Genomic DNA, 19,665 nt, shown 5'->3' with positions numbered 1-19,665 from the left:
GTCAGTGCCCTCCTCGGGACTGCTCGCGCAGCACTCGCGCCGCCCAGGTGAGGGCGTCCGCGGGTGGACGTCCGCTCGCGAGGTGGTGGATGGGGGGCTGCATTCCTTCGAGGACCACGCGGCCCGGAGGGGGCGCGGGGGCGGTGCCCGCGCGGCGGGCCTGCTGCTCCGAGAGCTTCAGCGCGTCGCGCGCGGCCACCCGCTGGGCCACGTCCGCGAGCTGCTCCGGTGTGCCGTCCAGTCGCTCCACGCGCAGCAGCGCGGGCCTGGGGCCGTCATCGCGAGGGAGGAGGACGAGCGCGTAGCCCTCCAGCTGGGGGAGGACGTCCGACAGGCCGAACGCCGTCAGCGTCACCACCGCGCGTCGGACGCGGACGCCGACGGACAGCGCCGTCCCGCTCGGCTCCCAGGACGTCTTGCCATCCGGCTCCACGCGCTCCTCGAGGATGACGCAGCGGCCGAGCCCCTGGGGCAGCGAGCCCGTCACGGCGCTCACCGCGAAGGTGGACGCATCGGCCAGGCCCTCCACGAGGAGGCTGTGCGTCTCCAAGCCCCGCTCGCGTCGGGCGAGCTGGTGCGCGAGCCACTCCACTTCGTCCCGGAGCTTCATCACCCGGGGGCGGCAGCGGCGCAGCCGCTCCTCGGGGGACACCGGCAGGGGCTGCGCGGCGTACGCTGGACGAGGGCGCAATCCACCCCGGCCCTTGTTGTGCCAGCTCGCGTCGTACGAGTGGCGCTCCTCCTTGCCCGTGCGCTGCTCCGTCTCGAGGAAGTCGCGGTCCGCCAGCTCGTTCTCGCGGATGTCCAGCGCCTCGGCCGACAGTCGCTCCAGGCGCTCGAACAGCTCCAGCGCCTCGGGGCCACCGGGGACCTGCCCCTGCTCCGCGAGCTTCGCCTCGGCCGCCAGCAGCGCGTCCATCCGCGCGGTGACCTCCTCGAGCGCCCGGGAGACCGCGGGCAGCGTCCACGTGCTCGCGGCCGGCTCGGGCGCCCAGGCGGGCTCGAGCGCGAGCAGCTCCACCGACAGGCCCATGTCGTCGCCCTGGCGATACAGCTCCACGCGGGCCAGGTCATCGCCCCCGCGCCGCACCAGGTGATGCGCCAGGGGCACGGTGAGGCGCCGCTCCAACGCGCGCTTCAGGGGGCGGGCGCCATAGCGTGGGTCATAGGCCTGCTCGACGAGCAGGTCGAGCAGCGGGGACTCCACCTCCACCAGCACGTTGCCCCGGCGGATGCCCCGACGCGACAGCAGCGACTCCAGCGCGTGCTCCACGACGAGCCGCAGCGCGGCGGGCGTCAGCGAGCGGAAGGGCACCACGCGGTCCAACCGGTTGAAGAACTCCGGACGGAAGAACGCGCGCACCGCGGAGAGGTAGTGTGCCTCCGCGCCCTCGGGGGCCCGGTGGAAGCCCGTGCGGGCGGCGGCCTCGCGCACACCCAGGTTGGACGTGAGCACCACCACCGCCTGTCGCGCGTCCACGGTGCGTCCGGCGCCGTCCGTCAGACGCCCCTCGCCGAGGAACTGGAGCAGGGCATCGAACACGCGCGGGTGCGCCTTCTCCACCTCGTCGAAGAGCACGACGCAGAAGGGCTGCGTGCGCAGCGCCGTCGTCAGCTCGCCGTCCGGCGCTCCGGGCCGTCCGAGCAGGCGGGTGATGCTGGACGCGGAGATGAACTCCGACATGTCGAAGCGCACCAGCCGCTCCTCGCTGCCGAAGAGGGTGCGCGCCAGCGCCTTGGCCGTCTCCGTCTTGCCCACGCCGGTGGGGCCCACGAAGAGGTACGTGGCCAGCGGCTTGTCCGGCGGCTGGAGTGAGCGCTGCAGCGTGAGGATGGCGTCCACCACGGCGCCGACGGCCTCCGGCTGCCCCGCCACCTGCGTGGCCAGGGCCCGCTCCAAGGCCTCGCGAGAGCGGGGCGGGGCGCTGCCCAGCACGAAGTCCGGCAGGCCCGTCTGCTCGCGCATCGCGGCGGTGACGTCGACCTCCGTGAAGCGCCGCACGTTCTCCTCCACCGTGCCCGGGCGCGCGAGCACCCGGCGAAGCAGGCGCACCGCCTTGCCCGGGAAGGACTCGTGCGCGACGAAGCGGTGCTGCAAATCCAGCAGCGTCTCCAGCGCCAGCGGTGACAGCCGCACCGCGGGCCCACCGTCCCCCGAGCCCTCCAGCTCGCGCAGCGTGCCCAGCAGGGCGGGCAGCGTCGTGCGGGGCTCCAGCGCGGGCACGTGCACCACGCGGAAGAGCGAGGCGAGCGTGGGGGCCTCCTCGCGCACGCGCTCGAAGCGCTCCAGCGTGGACTCGGCCAGCACCGTCAGCTCGCCGCGCGCCATGTGCGGCTCCAGGAACTGCGCCACGTTGGTGCGCTCGTTCGAGGTGCGGCCCGCGTAGACGAGCGACGCCAGGTCGTCCACGTAGAGCAAATCCCCCACCTCCACCAGCTCCTTCACCACGCCCCGGGCCCGCGCCTCCCACTGGCCCACGTAGCTCATGCCCGCGATGAACTGGTTGCCGTCCACGCGCCACACGTCCCGGCGCTGTCCCGCGGCGTCCTGACGGGCGGTGAGCCTGCGCACCACCTCGTGCACCAGCGCCGTCTTGCCCGAGCCCGGCGGACCCACCAGGACGATGGCCGCGCCCTCGCGCCCTTCCAGTGCGTCCACGACTTCGCGCACCAGCGACTCGCGGCCGTAGCAGTGCTCCAGCCCGTCGTCGCGCGCGGCGTGGCTCAGGTTGCGCGCCACCTCGCGCAGCTCCGTGAGCGTCAGCCGCCTGCGGTTGCGCCGCTTCTCGCGCTGCTCCGGTGTCTCGGGCGGCGTCGCGGCCTGCTTCGCTTCCGACGCGGACGCGCGGCGGCGCCGGGGCGGCTTGGGCGGACGGGGCGGGGTGCGCGGGAGGATGGAGGGCGCGTAGGCGTCCACCTCCAGCAGCTCCAGCCGCTCACGGCCCTGGGCCCAGCGGGAGTCGAGGTTCTTCAGCCCGTGCTCCAGGCACCACGCGCCCAGCCTGCGCTCCAACGCATTGGCCAGCTCCTCGGGCTTGGCGATGGCGAAGCGGGCCTCCGGCATGCGCGTGGGCGTCACCACCCAGAAGTCATCGCGAGGCCACTTCTCCAGCAGCACCGCCATGCGTCCCTCGAGCGCGATGCGAAGGCCCTTCTCCCGGTCCCTCGCCTCGGTGTCCACCTTCACGTGCTTGAGCGACAGGTGCGGAGGCAGCTGGTAGCTGGCCACGCGCGATGGGTGCTCCTTCTCGAAGCGCTCCATGATGGCGAGCGCCAGGTCGTCGCGCAGCGCGGACAGGCTGGGACCCACGCGGTGGAGGGCGGGCCAGAAGGCGGGGACCCAGGCCTCGACGAGGCGGCCACCCATGGGGGCGTAGACGAGGGGCAGTTTGAGATCCATGAGTCAGTCCTCCTCCGTCTCGCCGAACACGCGCCAGTTCATCCACGGCTCCTGCAGGGACTCCATGTCCAACACGCCGCCCGCGTAGCGCACGCGCGCGCCGGTGCGCAGGTCCTCCACGGAGCCGCCCGCCATCTCGGTCGAGCCGGGGCGAATCCTCCGGACCTCCTCCTTCGGCAGCAGCTTCTCGAGCTTCTCCCAGTCGGGTAGCACGTCCCTGCTGTACGGATTCGACGTGAAGAGCACGCGGACCAGCGCCGCCTGGCTCCCCTCCACGAAGCGGTGCACGCCGTGCTCGGCGGAGAGCAGCAGGGGGCGCGTCTCGCCCGTCACCTCGATGGCGTAGGCCACGGGCGTCGTCTTCAGCTTCGTCAGGTCCTCGAGCTTCTCGTAGCTCCACGTCGGAGGCGGTGGCTTGCGAGGCGCCTTCTCTCCCTCCGGCTTCTGGTAGGGCCACATGAGCACGCGCTGGAACGTGAGCTGCTTGCTGTTGCACCAGCGCTCGTAGGAGGCCGCCAGGAAGCACAGCCGGGCCCAGGCGCCGCGGCTGGGGACCAGGATGAGGGAGACGCTGCGCGAGTACTGGTAGAGGCTCCCGTACAGCCGCTCCCTCAAGGGACGGAACGTGGTGCGCAGCGAGGTGACGTCGCGCGCGAGCGACTCCGCCTGTCCCACCGAGCGCGACAGGTGCGCCTCGAAGAGCAGGTCCTCGATGGCCTCCGTCTGCTGGGCGCACTCGCGGAAGGCCTTGTCCAGCTCACGCGCCTCGCCGGACTTGCGGGACGACTCCTCCGCCAGCGAGCGCTCCTCCCAGTAGGACGTCTGTCGGGACATCTTGTCGAAGACGGCCAGCTCCTGGCGAAGCACGCGCATGGGCGGAGAGCGGCCCCAGCGCTGCACCTCCGCGCGCAGGGAGGCGGCCTCCTCCAGCACCTGCTCGATGGCCTGACGGCCCACGCCCTCGGCCGCGCCGCCCACCGCCTCCGCGCGCAAGCTCAGGCCACCGTCGCCACCCTCCACGTGCAGCGTCACCGGGCCGCTCGTCGGGTGCTCCGCGAGCCAGGCCGCCACGGGCACCACCAGCTCCCGCTCCAGGGCCCGCTTGAGGGGACGCGCGCCGTAGCGCGGGTCGAAGCCGCGCGCGGCGAGCCAGTCCAGCGCGGACTCGGAGACCTCCAGGCTCGCGTCGTGGCGGGACAGGCCGGAGCGGCGTCGCACGGCTTCCACCTCGCGCACCACCAGCCGACGCAGCAGCTCCGCGGACAGGGGCGAGAAGACGATGGTGTCGTCCAGGCGGTTGAACATCTCCGGCCGGAAGAAGCGCTGCACCTCCGCCAGGTAGTGCGTGCGCAGGGCGGCCACGTCGGGGACGCCGCCCAGCGAGTCGAAGCCCACGCGCGCGCGCCACGTGTCCGCGCCCAGGTTGCTCGTCAGCACGAGCACGGCGTTGCGGAAGTCGGTGAAGCGGCCCGATGCATCGGTGAGCCGGCCTTCGCCCAGCACGCCCAGCAGCGCGTCGTGCACGGCGGGGTGGGCCTTCTCCACCTCGTCCAGCAGCACCACGCAGAAGGGCTGACGGCGCACGGCCGCGGAGAGGTGGCCCGGCGTCTGGCCGTCACCCAGCAAGCGCAGGAGCGCGTCCGGGCCGGCGTACTCGCCCATGTCCAGGCGCACCATGCGCTCACGAGAGCCGAACAGCAGCTCCGCCAGGGCCTTGGACAGCTCCGTCTTGCCCACGCCCGTGGGCCCCACGAACAGGAGCACGCCCAGCGGCCTTCGCGTGTCCGCAAGCCCCGCCTTCAGCACGGACACGACGTTGGCGACCCGCTCCACCGCCGTCGGCTGTCCCAGCACGCGCGTGGCGAGGAACGCGCGGACCTGCTCGGCCTCCAGGGGCATGTCGTCGCGCAGGAGCGACTCGGGGATTCCGGACTCGGAGGCGAACTGGCGGACGGCGTCCAGGCGCGTGACGTGGGCCTGGGCCGCGTGGGTGCAGGTGGCGAGCAGCCGCCGGAGGAAGGCCACCGCGTTGCCCACCTGCGCGCCGTAGGGCAGGAAGCGCCGGCACAGGAAGCGGACCTCCTCCAGGGCCTCCGGCTTCACCTCCAGCGACGTGGCGCCCACAATGTCCTGGGCCACGCGCGTGAGGATGCGGGAGAGGGACTCCAGCGCGGGCTCGTCCACGCGCACCACGGAGAACAGGCGCGCGAAGCTGGCGTTGCGGCGCTCCACCTGGGCCCACGTCTCCGCCGTGGCCTCGGCCACCACGGACACCTCGCGGGTGGAGAGCAGCGGTAGGAGCAGCTGCGCCACGTTCTGGTCGCTGTGCGCGCTCTTGCCCGCGTCGAGCAGGTCGACGGCGTGGCCCAGGGCGAGGATGGCGCGGGCCTCGGAGGCCTCGCGGTAGGACTGGAGCACCTGCTGCTGCCAGCCGCCCCACATCCCCTCGCCCGCGATGAGACGGCTGCCGTCCACGAAGAAGAAGGGCCGCGCGCGCTCGTCGTCCGAGGCGGTGGGGGCGCGCAGCGCCTCGGCGAGCGCGTGCAGCAGGGCGGACTTGCCCACGCCCGAGGGGCCCACCAGCACCACGGCCTCCGCGTCCTTCGCGGCCAGTCGGGCGCGGAGCAGGGAGACCAGCCCGTCCTGCTCGTAGGCGGGGTCCAACTGCCCGTCCTCCGCGAGCTTGTGCCAGGGCACCGCGATGCGGTCCAGCACGGGCGTGGGGGGCGGCCTGGCGGCCTTGTCCCCCGGCTCATGGCGCCGCTTGCGCTTCCGGGGCTCCCACGTGTCGTCGTCGAAGACCTCCTCTTCGTCCTCTTCGTCGAGCGGCCCGGTGACGCGAGGCTCGTCGGACGGGTCCGGTGCGTCCGGTGGGCGCGGCGGTGGGCGGATGTCCAGGTGGAGCTGGCGCGGCGTCAGGGCCGACAGGCGCGTGGGGGTGGCCTCCACCTCCACGTCGATCAACGCCTCGCCTCCATCGGCGCGCAGGGCCAACAGGCGCGCGTCACTGAGCCCCTCCAGCCGCTCGCGCAGGCGCTCCGGGGCATCGTCGGGGAGTGACTTCCCCTGGAACCACAGCTGCGTCTCCAGGCGCGGCGTGTTCAGGCCCAGGTAGGACTGGTGCGTGGGCGCGGAGACGGCGAAGAGCGACAGCGGGGCGACGGCGTTCTGCTCCCCGCCCCAGACGGGGATTGCCTTCAGCTCCAGCGAGTGCGGGGCGCCACCCGTGGCCGAGATGAACTCGGGGACTCGGCGGGGATGGATGCGGGTGAGCTGGTCGTCGAGCGCCAGCGTGAGCTCCTCGGTGGCCTTCTCCAGGGAGTCCGCGTGCACCGCGAGGTGGGGAAGTGACAGCGGGGTGAGCGTCACCCGGCCGCTGGCGTGGCGCTGCACCCAGCACTGGAAGCGAAAGTTCATGGAGTGTGCTCACGCTAACATGGGGCGGCGCAGTGACGGGGCGGCGCTTGCGTGGCTGACGCGGCCCGTCGGCGCGTGGGGGCTGGACAGTCGAGGCGCTTCGGCGGGACGCTGGGCTCCACCACGAGAGGTGCGAGCGATGCAAGACGCGCGTACACGGCTGGTCGAGTCGATTCGAAGCGCCATCCTGGGGGAGGGGCGGGTGCTCGACGGGCCCTTTGGCGCCCGCCGGCTCACGTACGCGGACCACGCCGCGTCGGGGCGCTCCCTGGGCTTCATCGAGGACTTCATCCGGGACCACGTGCTCCCGTTCTACGCCAACACCCACTCGGAGACGTCCGGTACCGGCGCCCAGACGACGCGCTTTCGCGAGGACGCGCGCGACATCATCCATGCGGCCGTGGGCGGAGGGCCCGAGGACGTCGTGCTCTTCTGTGGCGCGGGCGCCACGGCGGCCGTCTGCAAGCTCATCGACATCCTCAACCTGCGCATCCCCGCGGACCTGGACGCGCGCTACGACTTGCGCTCGCGCATCCCCGCCGCCGAGCGACCCGTGGTGTTCGTGGGGCCGTACGAGCACCACAGCAACGACTTGCCCTGGCGCGAGTCCATCGCGGACGTGGTCACCATCGACGAGGACGCGGACGGTCGCATCGACCAGGCCCACCTGGAGCGGGAGTTGGTGCGGCACCAGGAGCGCCCGCTGCGCATCGGCAGCTTCTCCGCCGCGAGCAACGTCACCGGCATCCTGAGCGACTTGGAAGGCCTGGGCGCGCTCCTGCGTCGCCACGGCGCGCTCGCGTTCTGGGACTTCGCCGCGGCGGGCCCCTACGTCCGCGTGGAGATGAATGGCCGCGAGGACGGCCCCGCGCGGCCTCGCGTGGAGAAGGACGCGGCGTTCCTGTCACCGCACAAGTTCATCGGCGGGCCGGGCACGACGGGGGTGCTCGTCGTCAAACGCAAGCTGCTCGGCAACCGCATCCCCACCGTGCCGGGTGGAGGCACGGTGTCCTATGTGAGCGGCAGCGAGCACGTCTACCAGCGAGACCCGGTGCATCGGGAAGAGGGCGGCACGCCCGCCATCGTGGACTCGATTCGCGCCGGGCTGGTGTTCCGCCTGCGCGAGTCCGTGAGCGTGGAGCACATCGACGCGCTGGAGAAGGACTTCGTCCGCCGAGCCCTCGAACGCTGGGGCGCGAACCCCGCGTTGCGAATCCTGGGCAACCCCGCGCTGCCCCGGCTCCCCATCGTGAGCTTCCTCGTCCGCCACGGTGACGCGTACCTCCACCACCACTTCGTGGTCGCCCTGCTCAACGACTTGTTCGGCATCCAGGCGCGGGGAGGTTGCTCCTGCGCGGGCCCGTACGGCCATCGCCTGCTGAGCATCGACCCCGTCACGAGCCACCGCTTCCAGGACGTCATCCTGAGCGGCACGGACGGAGTGAAGCCCGGCTGGGTGCGTCTGGGCTTCAACTACTTCCTGTCCGAGACGACGTTCGGCTTCCTGTTGGACGCGGTGGACTTCGTCGCCACCGAGGGGTGGAAGCTGCTGCCGCGCTACGTGTTGGACCCGGCCACCGGACAGTGGCGCTACCGGGGCCACCAGCGCACGCTGCGACGCCTGGAGGCGCTGTCCTATGCGCACGGCCATGCCGAGGCGCCCGCTCCCGGACGCTCCGTGCCAGAGACGGAGCTGACCCGCTATGTCGCTCGCGCACACGACGCCGTCGAGGAGGCGCTCCAGGACTACGCGAGCCTGAAGACGGATGACGCGCCGCTCCGCGCGGAGGCCGAGCGACTGCGGTGGTTCCCGCTCCCTGGCGAAGTGCTCGAGGTGCTCAACCGCGAGCACTCCGCCGGAGCGAGTGTGGCGCCCTTCAGGCTCCAGGGAACCTGAAGGACGTCAGGGGCTCAGGGGTTGATCTTCCAGGGCACCGTCACGGCGGGCTGGAAGCAGTGCACCTGCGCGAGGTAGCCCAAGCCCAGCTCCTGCACCGTGCCGGCGCCAAAGCCCTTCGCCTGGCACCACCGGCTGACCTCCAGCTTGGAGTCGGTGGCCATGAAGGCGCTGGTGTTGGACACGGGGCCGAGCTGGTCCTTGGGCACGTCCTGGATGAGGCCGGAGTTGAAGCAGCCCACCCAGGGACGAGACGTCACCTCGAAAATCTGTCCCGTCGTCCAGCCCAGCTTGTTGCACCAGCGATGCGCGGCGGCGCCGCAGTCGAGCGTCTGCGCGACGCGCTCGTCCGTGCAGAGCCCGTGCAGGCGCGACAGCTCCTCGAAGGTGACGGCCACGCTCTCGTGTTGGATGGGACCACAGGCCACGTTGACGTCGGTCGCGGTGGCGCCCGCGAGCACGCCCAGGAGCGAGATGGGCGGACGGTTGCCGATGAGCTGCTGAATCGTCTCCAGGACGTTGGTGCTGTTGGCCAGCGCGTCATGGGCGCCTCGCTGCGCGCAGACGCGGTGCATGGCGGCCGAGCAAGCCCGGGTGCCCAGGGCCGCGTAGCTGTTGCACAGGTGGAGCTGCTGGCTCATGCCGAACTGTCCCTCCGTGGGTGTCTCCTGGATGGCGGTGTCCAGACAGGCCGCGCCCGGCGAGGTCATGCAGATGGAGCGGGCCGAGCGCGCGTGACTGAAGAAGCGGACCTCGTCGATGGCGCCCTTGAAGGAGCCCTCGCCGTTGGCGGGGCAGGACTCGGTGCTCATCACGTTGCCCGCGCCGATGCTCAGCACGCCCGTGCCCAGGCGGAAGCTGCCCGGAGCCACCGGGAGGACGCGGCGCGTGGGCACGCCGTTGAGGTACTCGCGGAAGACGCCGGTGACGCCGTCCCACGAGTAGCCCAGGTGGGTCCACGCGCCGACAGGGAGCGGAGGGCTGCGCCCCAGGCGCACGCGGGTGCCGTTGATGACGAAGGAGAGCTGCACCGTGTTGTCGGACTCGTAGATGAGGTCGATGGCCCCCGACTTCTGGAAGAGGTAGCGATAGGGATTGCCGGTGGTGCAGCCCGCGTGGATGTTCGCGTCGGGGCGGACGGCGAGCTGCACGGTGAAGCCTCGCACCAGCGCGCCCACGCCGCGCACGGTGCCGCTGGCATCGGTGAGATTCACCGAGAGGGCGCCGCCGCCGGGGACGACGAGCGCCTTGCCCTTGCCGTGCGGCTCCCACAGCGAGCCGGAGGTGGACTGCGTCACGAAGTTGCCGGCGGAGATGGACGCGGTGCCGGTGAGGGTGCCCGTGTAGAAGGAGCCCGAGTGGTCCGGCGTGCGCGTCAAGTCGTAGGCGCCCGCGCGCGTCACCAGCTCGTTCATGGGCAGGTTGAGCACGTGGAAGGGGTCCACCAGCTCGCCCACGTCCACCTCGTTGTAGTCCGACGTGTTGCTGCCGAAGAGGGCGAGCACGTCGTGGGACTTCGTCACCGGCAGGTAGCGACTGTCGTTGTTGGCGCCGGGCGGGAAGTTCTGCTCCGGGGCGCGCTCCTGCTCGAAGTTCCACATCGGGCCCGAGTAGAAGAGGTGCGCGATGTCGAGCCGGCCCGTGTTGATGGCGCCATCGATGTGGTACGCCGTCCAGCCCGTGTCCGCGCCAATCAGGCTCACCGCCTCCCGGCGCGCGCCATCCGTGTAGACGACGCCGGTGTACGTGACGTTGCGTCCCTCGTGGTCCACCCAGGGGTACGCGCCGCGCAGCAGCGCGCCGGAGGTCGTCTCGCCGAAGAGCTCACCGGTGGAGGCCTTGAGCTTCTGCCGCGCCAGCGGATAGCGCTGCACGCCGGAGGCCGTGTCGATGTTCATCATCGACAGGGGGCGCGGGTTGCTCCATCCCGAGGCGGCGCACGGCGTGGGGTTGTACGCGTACATCAGGTGGTCGATGCCGCCGTCGTTCTGGGGACCGCCCTGGAAGATGAGCAGCCGGCCGTCGGAGGTCATCGTCGGCTCGATGCCTCGGATGCTCGCGCCGGTGACGGTGGTCAGCGTCTCCAGGTTGCCGGTGGTGAACGACGAGATGTCCGCCTGGGCCGTGAAGGGCTGGGACACGCGGAGGTCCACCGGACGGCGGCGGAACACGTTGGGGCCGTTGAACATCATCGAGTCGAAGAGGAACGGCTGGTACACCGCGAGCCCCTCCACCAGCGTGTAGGGCAGGGCCGGATGGGTGAAGCAGAACGCCAGCGCGTTCTCCCCGTTCCTCACCGTCGTGGTGCGCCCGGTGGAGAACGCGGCGGAGAAGTGGGGCTTGCCCTCCGCGTCGTACGTCACCGCCTCCGGGCGGAACACCCTCGCCACCCAGGTCGTGGTCGTCGTCGCGGCGTCCTCGCGGATGTTGCCCACGAAGACGCGGCCATCAATCGTGGACGAATGCCCGTTCGCGCCGAACGGCGTGGTGATGCGCGTGTTCACCAATGAAGGGCGCTCCGCCGCGAGCACCTCGGGCGCCGCCACTCCCGCGAAGACCAGCGTGGCGAGCCGTGGAACCCACCACGAACGACTGTGTTTCGACATGGGACCTCCTGACTTGGAGTTCAAATTATGCTTGAATTACCAGCATTGGCCGCGAGGCCCTCGGGGGGCGCGTGAGAGGGGACGGGCAGCGGCTGTCCGGAGTGGAAAGTGCGGCTGACGGCGGATGACTGTCGTCAGGGCCCGCGTTGACAAGGTGGAGCGTGGCGGGCATCGTGATGGACCTCGATGCGCCGCTCGACCCACCACGCATGTTGCTGCTGTGACGCACCTGCGGTGGGCGCCTGTCGACCCGTGGCCTGAGAAGCCTGGTTCGAGCTGGTTCGAGGAAGCCCACCATCCGCGAGGAGGTGGGCTTTCGACTTTCAGGTGTTCGAAACCCCCGTCCATCGCGTCCCTCTCCGCTGTCGAGGTTTCGCCATGGCAGGTCCACGCCCACATCGATGCACTCCCACGCTCCTGGCCGCGACGCTGACCTGGCTGTGTTCGTCCGTCGTGCTGGCCCAGGCGCCTGCGTCCGCCGAGCCCGCGCCCACGCCTCCCGCCCCGGGGAGCGTCAGCGTGAGGGCGACGTCCGAGGGCATCTCCCTCCACTCCGCCGACAACGCCCTGTTGCTGAAGCTGCGCGGCTACGTGCAGTTGGATGGTCGCTTCTTCGAGAGCCGCGCGGACCGTCCCGGCGCGACCACGCTGCTCATCCGGCGTGCGCGTCCGCTGCTTGAGGGGACGCTCTTCAGCCTGTTCGACTTCCGGCTGCTGGTGGACTTCGCGGCGAACGTGCCTCCGCTGTGGGATGCGTATCTCGAGTTCCGCCCGCGCAAGGAGGTCCGGGTGCGCGTGGGCAAGTTCCGTCCGCCGGTGGGACTCGAGCGCAACCAGTCCGGCATCCATACGCTCTTCATCGAGCGAGCGCTGCCCACGGACCTGGTGCCCAACCGGGACGTGGGGGTGATGGTGCACGGGGAGCTGGTGGACGGCGTGGTGAGCTACGCGCTGGGGGCCTTCAACGGCACGGCGGACGGGGCGAGCGCCGACACCAACCTGGATGACAGCTTCGACCTGACGGCGCGGGTGTTCGCCCATCCGTTCCGGGCGCTGGGGCTGCCGTCGCTCTCGGGGCTGGGGTTGGGCATCGCGGCGTCGCGCGGGTCGCAGTTCGGCTCGGCGTCCACCACGGGCGAGGCGCCGCTGCGCTCCATGGGGCAGCAGACGTTCTTCATCTTCAGGACGGGCAACGGCCTGGGGGAGACCGTCGTCGCCCACGGCCCGCATGTCCGCTGGTCCCCACAGGGCTATCTCTACGTGGGGCCGCTGGGCGCGATGGCCGAGTACGTCTCCTCGACCCAGGAGGTCAACCTGGGGGACCAGCACGCGCGGCTTCGCTTCGAGTCCTGGCAGGCCAGCGCGTCGTACGTGCTCTTCGGCGGCAAGGCGGCCTACGACGGCGTGAAGCCCACCGCGCCGTTCGGCGCGAGCGCGGAGGGCTGGGGCGCGGTGGAGTTGGGGGCGCGCCTGTCCGAGCTCCGCGTGGACCCGGACGCATTCCCCGTCTACGCGGACCCCACGCGCTCGGCGCGCAAGGCCCATGGCTGGGGCGCGGTGGCCAACTGGTACCTCAACAACAACGTCCGGGTGGCCACCACGTATGACCACACCGAGTACGAGGGAGGCGCCGTCGAGGGAGCGCGCCTGCCCGAATCCGTCGTCATGTCCCGCTTCCAGGTGAGCTGGTGAAAGGCCCCTCCATGCATTCGTGGCTCGTGTCGTCCCTGCTCGTCGTGCTCGCCCTCGTCGGGTGCTCGAAGTCCTCCGGTGCCGACGCGGCCTCGGGAAACAGCGTCACGTTGCTCAACGTGTCCTACGACCCCACGCGGGAGCTGTACGTGGACGTCAACGCGGCGTTCGCCAGGGAGTGGGAGGCGAAGCACGGCCAGAAGGTGTCCATCAAGCAGTCCCATGGCGGCTCCGGCAAGCAGGCGCGAGCGGTCATCGACGGGCTGGAGGCGGACATCGTCACGCTGGCGCTGGCCTACGACGTGGACATGCTCCACGACAAGGCGTCGCTCATCCCGGAGGCGTGGCAGGCGAGGCTCCCGCACAACAGCGCGCCGTACACCTCCACCATCGTCTTCGTGGTGCGGAAGGGAAACCCCAAGGGCATCCGTGACTGGGAGGATTTGCTGCGCGAGGACGTCGCGGTCATCACGCCCAACCCGAAGACCTCCGGCGGCGCGAGGTGGAACTACCTGGCCGCGTGGGGCTACGCGTTGCGCAAGCCGGGAGGCACCCCCGATAGCGCGAGGGCCTTCGTGGAGACGCTCTTCCGCCGGGTGCCGGTGCTCGACTCCGGCGCGCGCGGGTCCACCACCACGTTCGCCGAGCGCGGGCTGGGGGACGTGCTCATCGCCTGGGAGAACGAGGCCTTCCTGCTGACGAACGAAGTGGGGCAGGGGCGGTTCGACATCGTCGTGCCCTCGGTGAGCATCCTGGCCGAGCCCCCTGTCGCGGTGGTGGACCGCCACGTGGACAAGCGCGGCACGCGCGCGGTGGCGGAGGCGTATCTCCAGTTCCTGTACTCGGAGGAGGGGCAGCGTCTGGCGGCGAAGCACCACTACCGCCCGCGCTCGGAGGCGGTGGCGAGCAAGGAGGGCGCCCGCTTCCCGAAGCTGAAGCTCTTCACCATCGACGAGGTGTTCGGCGGCTGGCGCAAGGCGCAGGCCGCGCACTTCGATGATGGCGGCGTCTTCGACCGCATCTACGTCCCCCAGGCGCGCTGAGCCATGAGCACGCCCGCGCGTCGACATGTCCTGCCCGGCTTCCGTCTGTCGCTGGGCTTCACCTGGGCCTATGTGGGGCTGTTGGTCCTCATCCCCCTGTCCAGCCTGTTCCTCAAGACGTTCTCCCTGACGTGGCCGCAGTTCTGGGAGACGGTGACCGCGCCCCGCGCGCTCGCGGCGTACCGATTGAGCTTCGGCGCGTCGCTGGTGGCGGCGCTGGTCAACGTCGTGTTCGGCCTGCTCGTCGCGTGGGTGCTCGTGCGCTACCGCTTCCCGGGGCGCTCGCTGGTGGAGTCGCTGGTGGACCTGCCCTTCGCGCTGCCCACGGCGGTGGCGGGGCTGACGCTCACCACGCTGTTCTCCTCGAAGGGCTGGTATGGCCAATACCTGGAGGCGCTGGGCCTCAAGGTGGCCTACACGTCCGTGGGAATCGCGGTGGCGCTGACGTTCATCGGGCTGCCCTTCGTGGTGCGCACGGTGCAGCCGGTGCTGGAGGGTTTGGACGCGGACGTGGAGGAGGCCGCGGCGACGCTGGGCGCCACGCCGTGGCAGACCTTCACGCGGGTGTTGTTCCCGGCCATCTACCCCGCGCTGCTCAGCGGCTTCACCCTGGCCTTCGCGCGGGCGCTGGGCGAGTACGGCTCCGTCGTCTTCATCTCCGGCAACATGCCGCTGCGCACGGAGATTGTCCCGCTGCTCATCGTCACCAAGCTGGAGCAGTACGACTACGCGGGGGCCACGGCCATCGCCGTGGTGATGCTGGTGACGTCGTTCCTGCTCCTGCTCGTCGTCAACCTGCTCCAGCGCTGGAGCCACCGCCGGTTCGAAGTCCGGCCTGGAGCGTGACGGACATGCTGGCTCCTTCGAGTCTGGTGGCGCACCGCGCGACGCGCCCGCTGGAGGGCTCACGGTGGGTGCGCTGGACGCTCATCACCCTGGCGCTGGGCTTCCTGGCCGTCTTCCTCGTCGTCCCGTTGGTGGCTGTCTTCAGCTTCGCGTTCCAGAAGGGGTGGGCCGCGTACGTGGCCGCCGTCACGGAGCCGGAGGCCCGCTCCGCCATCCTCCTGACGCTGATGGCCGCGGGCATCGCCGTGCCGCTCAACCTGGTCTTCGGACTCTCGGCCGCGTGGTTGATCGCGCGCTTCCGCTTCCGGGGACGCGCGCTGTTGCTGTCGCTCATCGACCTGCCGTTCAGCGTGTCGCCCGTCATCGCGGGGCTCATCTTCGTGCTGCTCTTCGGGCGGCAAGGCTGGCTGGGTCCGCTGCTCGCCGAGCACGACGTGCACATCATCTTCGCGGTGCCGGGCATCGTGCTGGCGACCGTGTTCATCACCTTCCCGTTCGTCGCCCGGGAGGTGCTCCCGGTGATGCAGGCGCAGGGCAGTGACGAGGAGGAGGCGGCGCTGACCTTGGGCGCGAGTGGCTGGCGCACCTTCCTGCGCGTCACGCTGCCGAAGGTGAAGTGGGGCGTGCTCTACGGCGTCATCCTTTGCAACGCGCGGGCGATGGGCGAGTTCGGCGCCGTCTCGGTGGTGTCCGGGCACGTGCGCGGCGTCACCACGACGCTGCCGCTGCACGCGGAGATTCTCTACAACGAATACGACTTCGCCGGAGCGTTCGCCGTGGCCTCGTTGCTCACGGTGTTGGCGCTGGTGACGCTGGTCCTGAAGAAGTACGTGGAGTGGAGGAGTGAGGCGTCATGAGCATCGTCGTCGAGCAGCTCACCCGGCGGTTCTCCCCGGGCGGCAGCCCCGCCGTCTCGTCGGTGTCCTTCCAGGCGCCCGCGGGGGCCATCACCTCGCTGTTGGGGCCATCCGGGGCGGGGAAGTCCACGCTGCTGCGGCTCATCGCCGGGCTGGAGGTCCCCGACTCGGGGCGCGTCCTCATCGACGGCGCGGACTGCACGGCCCAGCCGGTGCAACAACGCAACGTGGGCGTCGTGTTCCAGAGCTACGCCCTGTTTCGCCACATGACGGTGCGGCAGAACGTCGCCTTCGGATTGGAGATGCGCAAGCGACCCCGGGCCGAGGTGGAGGCGCGGGTGGACGAGATGCTGCGCCTGGTACAGCTCGAGGCCTTGGGCTCGCGCTTTCCGGGGCAGCTCTCCGGCGGCCAGCGTCAGCGCGTGGCCTTCGCGCGGGCGCTCGCCATCCGTCCCCGGGTGTTGCTCCTGGACGAGCCCTTCGGCGCGCTGGACACGCGGGTGCGCGAGGAGCTTCGCGAGTGGCTGCATGGACTGCATGAGCGCACGCGGCTGACGACGCTCCTGGTGACGCATGACCAACAGGAGGCGCTCGAAATCTCCCAGCATGTCGTCGTGCTGAGCGAGGGGCGCGTGGCCCAGGCGGGCTCGCCGGAGGACATCTACGACCGCCCGGCGTCACCCTTCGTCGCGTCGTTCATCGGCGGGGCGAGCATCCTGCGGGGCCATGTCCAGGCGGGGCGCGCAACGCTCGGCGCCCTCGCGCTGTCGGTGCCGGCCGCCGCGCGCGAGGGCGAGGCGGTGCATGCCTTCGTGCGTCCTCATGACATCAAGCTGGCGCGCACGGATGGCGCGGCACGCAGCACTTCGCCCGTCATGGGGAGGGTGGAGCGCCTCAAGTCCGTGGGCGGCTTCGTCAAGGTGCTCCTGCGACTTCCTTCGGGTGATGAAGTGACGGTGCAGGTGTCTCGCTCCGAGTTCGATGCGCTCGGCGTCTCGGAAGGTGACGCGGTCCACGCCGACGTGCGCTCCGCCTCCGTCTTCCTGGGGGACTACGCCATCTGACTTTGTTTTCACTCCGAAGGAAGTAGATGCTAGAATTCGAGTAAATCGTGTTCTCGCATTATTCCAGGAGGAGCGGATGGCATATCGGAGCGAGTCCAGCTGGGGTGCGTGTTTCGTGTTGGGTGGGTTGTTGTTGGGGGGATGTGGGAGCGAGGTCCCAGCGGAGTCCGAGCCGCCGCTGGTCGCGCAGGAGCAGAAGGAGTTGGCCTACGACCCAGGGGCGGGCTGGAACCTGGCGTGGCAGGACGACTTCACGGGCTCGGCGCTGAACTCGGCGAACTGGAACGTGCTGACGAGCAATTTCGACCCGGTGACGGGCAACTGCAACTTCGGCACGGGGGAGTTGGAGTACCCGCGCGCGCAGAACGTGACGGTGAGCGGGGGCAAGCTCATCCTCACCGCCGAGCGCACCAGCGACGCTCCCAATGACTCACGTTGCACTGGCTATGGGCCGCGCTCGTTCTACTCGGGACGCATCCACACCAAGGGCAAGGTGGAGCGGACCTACGGCAAGCTGGTGGCGAGCATCAAGGTGCCGTCGGGTTACGGCATGTGGCCCGCGTTCTGGACCCTGGGCGCGAACATCTCCAGCGTCGGCTGGCCGGCGGCGGGGGAGATCGACATCCTCGAGTGGCACTCGAACGAGCCGTCATGGATGAAGGTGGCCACGCACTGGGGCGAGGGTGCGAGGGATTGGGGCTCCGGGGCGAACCGGGGCTACAGCCTGGCGGATGCCTTCCACGTCTACGAGCTGGAGTGGACGGCGGACCGGATGGTGTTCCGCTTGGACAACCAGGTCCGGGCGAACGCGGACTTCGTGCACGGCGCCCAGGCGTTCCGGCAGAACCACTACATCCTGTTGAACCTGGCGCTGGGTGGGAACTGGTATGGCAATACGCCGGCGGGCAACGTGGACCTGCCGTCGGGACAGCGCAAGACGATGGAGGTGGAGTGGGTGCGTTGGTATCAGGCCGGCAGCACGCCGGGCGGGACGCTGACGAACCCGGGCTTCGAGTCGGACATGAGCGGTTGGGCGACGTGGAGCCCGAACGGCACCGAGGCGGCGGACTTCAGCGAGACGCACAACGGAGGGCACTCGGGCAGCTATCACCTGACGCACTGGACCAACGCCACGCCCTTCGAGGTGTGGACGTATCAGACGGTGTCGGGGCTGGCGTCCGGCAACTACCGGGTCCGCGCGTGGGTGCGAAAGGGTGGCACCTTCGACCTGTCTCGCATCCAGGCGAAGACGTGTGGCTCGTGCGCGCCGGTGTTCACCGAGCTGGGGACGTATGGCGCGTGGACGCTGGTGGAGACGCCGGTCATCTCCGTCACCGGCGGGTATCTGGAGCTGGGGTTCCATACCCGTGCCACCACGGGCAACGGCGCGAACTTCGTGCACATGGATGATGTGCAGTTGGTGAAGCTGTAGTCGATGCACGCCGCGCCGGAGGTGGCACCTCCCTCCGGCGCGGTGGAGCCCCGCGCTAGGTGGCGTGCACCCGCCTCCGACGCAGGTTCGCCTGGGCGCTCAGCGTCACCGTCGCCATGAGCGAGGCATACGCCACCAGGGGCCACGCCGTGTCACCGTCGAGGAGGACGACCATCAGTGTGCCCACGGTGCCGACGATGAGGCTCTGGACGCAGAAGTAGAGCGCGACGGCCGTGCCCGCAACGGCGCCAAAGGCCTGGAGCGCGCCGTTGGCGGTGACGGACGCGGCGAAGACGATTCCCGCCGCGATGACCCACATCGGCGCGACGAACGTCCAGAACGAGGGGGCCGCGAGCAGCTGCCCCGCCGCGAGCAGGGCCGCGCCGGTGAGCAACAGGAGCATGCCCCGTGTGAGGCTGCCGTCCAGTCCCCACGCCGCCACGAAGCGCCTGGCGAAGCGCGTCGTCGCGATCATCGCGAGCGCCGCGGTGGCGAAGGCCAGGCTGAAGCCGAGCTCGGTGAAGCCCGCCTGTCCGATGAGGACCCGGGGCGCGGTGGAGAAGAACACGAAGAACGCGCCCATGGCCGAGCTGAAGCCCAGGGTGTACGTCCAGAACCCCGCGTCGCGCAGGATGGGACGGAACGCGACGGAGGGACGTGGCCCGTCCGCCGCGTGGGTCTCATGCCACCGGGGCCACGCGTTCAGCACGGCCGCCGTCGCCAGGACGCCGAGCGTGATGAAGATGGCCCGCCAGCCGAAGTGCCTCGCGAGCAGCGCCCCGACGATGGGGCCCAGCGCGGGGACGAAGGCCAACATGGCGCTGAACAGGCTGTAGATGACCGCGCTCTCCGGCCGCTCCGCGTAGACATCACGGACGGTGGCGAACGTGGCGACGAGCGCCGCGGAGGCGCCCACGGCCTGCAGGAGCCGCAAGCCGACGAACGTCAGCGCGTCCGAGGTGCCCGCGAGCAGGAACGAGGTGGCCGCGAACAACAGCGCGCCTCCCAACAGCACCCGCCGCCGACCGATGCGGTCCGACAGGGGGCCGAACACCACCTGGCCCAGCCCGAGCACCGCCATGTAGAGGCTGAGCGTGAGCTGGATGATGGAGGGAGACGTCTGGAGGATTCCGACCATGGCCGGAACCACGGGCAGGTAGATGTCCATGGCCAGCGAGGCCAGGAGGTCGAAGGGGGCCATCAGCAACAGCGCTGCTGGCACGGAGTACGTCCACGACAAGGTTTTCGAGTGAGACACGATGGCATCCGCACAAAAGGGGAACAGCGGGCGGCCATCTGCCTCTCCACGGGAACGTGATGAGCTTGGGACAGAGGGCCGCGGCAACAGGGTCGCCGCGGCTCACTCATCTGCGGATTTGGTCGTTCCCATCCGTTGGCTCCGAGAGGTGCT

The 19,665-nt window shown here is 70.5% G+C and carries 11 protein-coding genes; 7 read left to right on the top strand and 4 right to left on the bottom strand.

Going from position 1 to position 19,665, the window contains the following annotated elements; all coding sequences use genetic code 11:
* Position 1: 1 nt before the first annotated feature.
* Complete coding sequence (locus LXT21_RS00555) at positions 2–3,400, bottom strand: AAA family ATPase (protein ID WP_254036126.1); 3,399 nt, start codon at positions 3,398–3,400, stop codon at positions 2–4.
* A 3-nt stretch (positions 3,401–3,403) separates the two neighbouring features.
* On the bottom strand, positions 3,404–6,817 hold the full coding sequence (locus LXT21_RS00550) for an AAA family ATPase (protein ID WP_254036125.1): 3,414 nt from the start codon (positions 6,815–6,817) through the stop codon (positions 3,404–3,406).
* Positions 6,818–6,956: 139 nt separating this feature from the next.
* Between LXT21_RS00550 and LXT21_RS00545 the strand changes: the two genes are divergently transcribed.
* Positions 6,957–8,714 (top strand): aminotransferase class V-fold PLP-dependent enzyme, encoded by a 1,758-nt coding sequence (locus LXT21_RS00545; RefSeq protein ID WP_254036124.1) that lies wholly within the window; start codon positions 6,957–6,959, stop codon positions 8,712–8,714.
* 14 nt (positions 8,715–8,728) lie between these two features.
* Here the strand turns inward: LXT21_RS00545 and LXT21_RS00540 are convergent, their stop codons facing one another.
* The gene (locus LXT21_RS00540; protein ID WP_254036123.1) at positions 8,729–11,320 is read right to left on the bottom strand and encodes a LamG domain-containing protein; all 2,592 of its coding nucleotides are present in this window, start codon (positions 11,318–11,320) and stop codon (positions 8,729–8,731) included.
* A gap of 378 nt (positions 11,321–11,698) precedes the next feature.
* Here LXT21_RS00540 and LXT21_RS00535 point away from each other — a divergent pair, with 378 nt between their 5' ends.
* From LXT21_RS00535 to LXT21_RS00510, 6 genes are all read left to right on the top strand, one after another.
* A complete protein-coding gene (locus tag LXT21_RS00535) occupies positions 11,699–13,012 on the top strand; it encodes an OprO/OprP family phosphate-selective porin (RefSeq protein ID WP_254036122.1) in 1,314 nt (437 codons plus the stop codon).
* A gap of 11 nt (positions 13,013–13,023) precedes the next feature.
* Positions 13,024–14,055 carry a sulfate ABC transporter substrate-binding protein gene (locus LXT21_RS00530; RefSeq protein WP_254036121.1) on the top strand — a complete coding sequence of 344 codons (1,032 nt, stop codon included), beginning with the start codon at positions 13,024–13,026 and terminating at the stop codon, positions 14,053–14,055.
* 3 nt (positions 14,056–14,058) lie between these two features.
* Positions 14,059–14,901 carry a sulfate ABC transporter permease subunit CysT gene (cysT, locus tag LXT21_RS00525; protein WP_254036120.1) on the top strand — a complete coding sequence of 281 codons (843 nt, stop codon included), beginning with the start codon at positions 14,059–14,061 and terminating at the stop codon, positions 14,899–14,901.
* A gap of 5 nt (positions 14,902–14,906) precedes the next feature.
* Positions 14,907–15,758 (top strand): sulfate ABC transporter permease subunit CysW, encoded by an 852-nt coding sequence (gene cysW / locus LXT21_RS00520; protein ID WP_254036119.1) that lies wholly within the window; start codon positions 14,907–14,909, stop codon positions 15,756–15,758.
* The gene (locus tag LXT21_RS00515) at positions 15,755–16,822 is read left to right on the top strand and encodes a sulfate/molybdate ABC transporter ATP-binding protein (protein WP_254036118.1); all 1,068 of its coding nucleotides are present in this window, start codon (positions 15,755–15,757) and stop codon (positions 16,820–16,822) included. Before cysW ends, LXT21_RS00515 begins: the two co-directional genes overlap by 4 nt.
* A 76-nt stretch (positions 16,823–16,898) precedes the next feature.
* A complete protein-coding gene (locus tag LXT21_RS00510; RefSeq protein ID WP_254036117.1) occupies positions 16,899–18,254 on the top strand; it encodes a glycoside hydrolase family 16 protein in 1,356 nt (451 codons plus the stop codon).
* A gap of 55 nt (positions 18,255–18,309) precedes the next feature.
* On the opposite strand, the gene cml is transcribed toward LXT21_RS00510, so the two are convergent.
* A complete protein-coding gene (gene cml / locus LXT21_RS00505) occupies positions 18,310–19,494 on the bottom strand; it encodes a CmlA/FloR family chloramphenicol efflux MFS transporter (RefSeq protein WP_256571248.1) in 1,185 nt (394 codons plus the stop codon).
* Between the last annotated feature and the right edge of the window lie 171 nt (positions 19,495–19,665).

Source organism: Myxococcus guangdongensis (assembly GCF_024198255.1).
Classification (GTDB): Bacteria; Myxococcota; Myxococcia; order Myxococcales; family Myxococcaceae; genus Myxococcus; species Myxococcus guangdongensis.
Note: the sequence above shows the minus strand (reverse complement) of the source record. Positions and strands in the feature narration are given on the sequence as shown.

What these genes read in the sequence shown, in the direction of transcription:
- LXT21_RS00510 (WP_254036117.1), top strand. Translation starts at nt 16,899, where the DNA reads ATGGCATATCGGAGCGAGTCCAGCTGGGGTGCGTGTTTCGTGTTGGGT.
- LXT21_RS00530 (WP_254036121.1), top strand. Translation starts at nt 13,024, where the DNA reads ATGCATTCGTGGCTCGTGTCGTCCCTGCTCGTCGTGCTCGCCCTCGTC.
- LXT21_RS00545 (WP_254036124.1), top strand. Translation starts at nt 6,957, where the DNA reads ATGCAAGACGCGCGTACACGGCTGGTCGAGTCGATTCGAAGCGCCATC.
- LXT21_RS00540 (WP_254036123.1), bottom strand. Translation starts at nt 11,320, where the DNA reads ATGTCGAAACACAGTCGTTCGTGGTGGGTTCCACGGCTCGCCACGCTG.
- LXT21_RS00535 (WP_254036122.1), top strand. Translation starts at nt 11,699, where the DNA reads ATGGCAGGTCCACGCCCACATCGATGCACTCCCACGCTCCTGGCCGCG.
- LXT21_RS00550 (WP_254036125.1), bottom strand. Translation starts at nt 6,817, where the DNA reads ATGAACTTTCGCTTCCAGTGCTGGGTGCAGCGCCACGCCAGCGGCCGG.
- cysW (WP_254036119.1), top strand. Translation starts at nt 14,907, where the DNA reads ATGCTGGCTCCTTCGAGTCTGGTGGCGCACCGCGCGACGCGCCCGCTG.
- cysT (WP_254036120.1), top strand. Translation starts at nt 14,059, where the DNA reads ATGAGCACGCCCGCGCGTCGACATGTCCTGCCCGGCTTCCGTCTGTCG.
- LXT21_RS00555 (WP_254036126.1), bottom strand. Translation starts at nt 3,400, where the DNA reads ATGGATCTCAAACTGCCCCTCGTCTACGCCCCCATGGGTGGCCGCCTC.
- LXT21_RS00515 (WP_254036118.1), top strand. Translation starts at nt 15,755, where the DNA reads ATGAGCATCGTCGTCGAGCAGCTCACCCGGCGGTTCTCCCCGGGCGGC.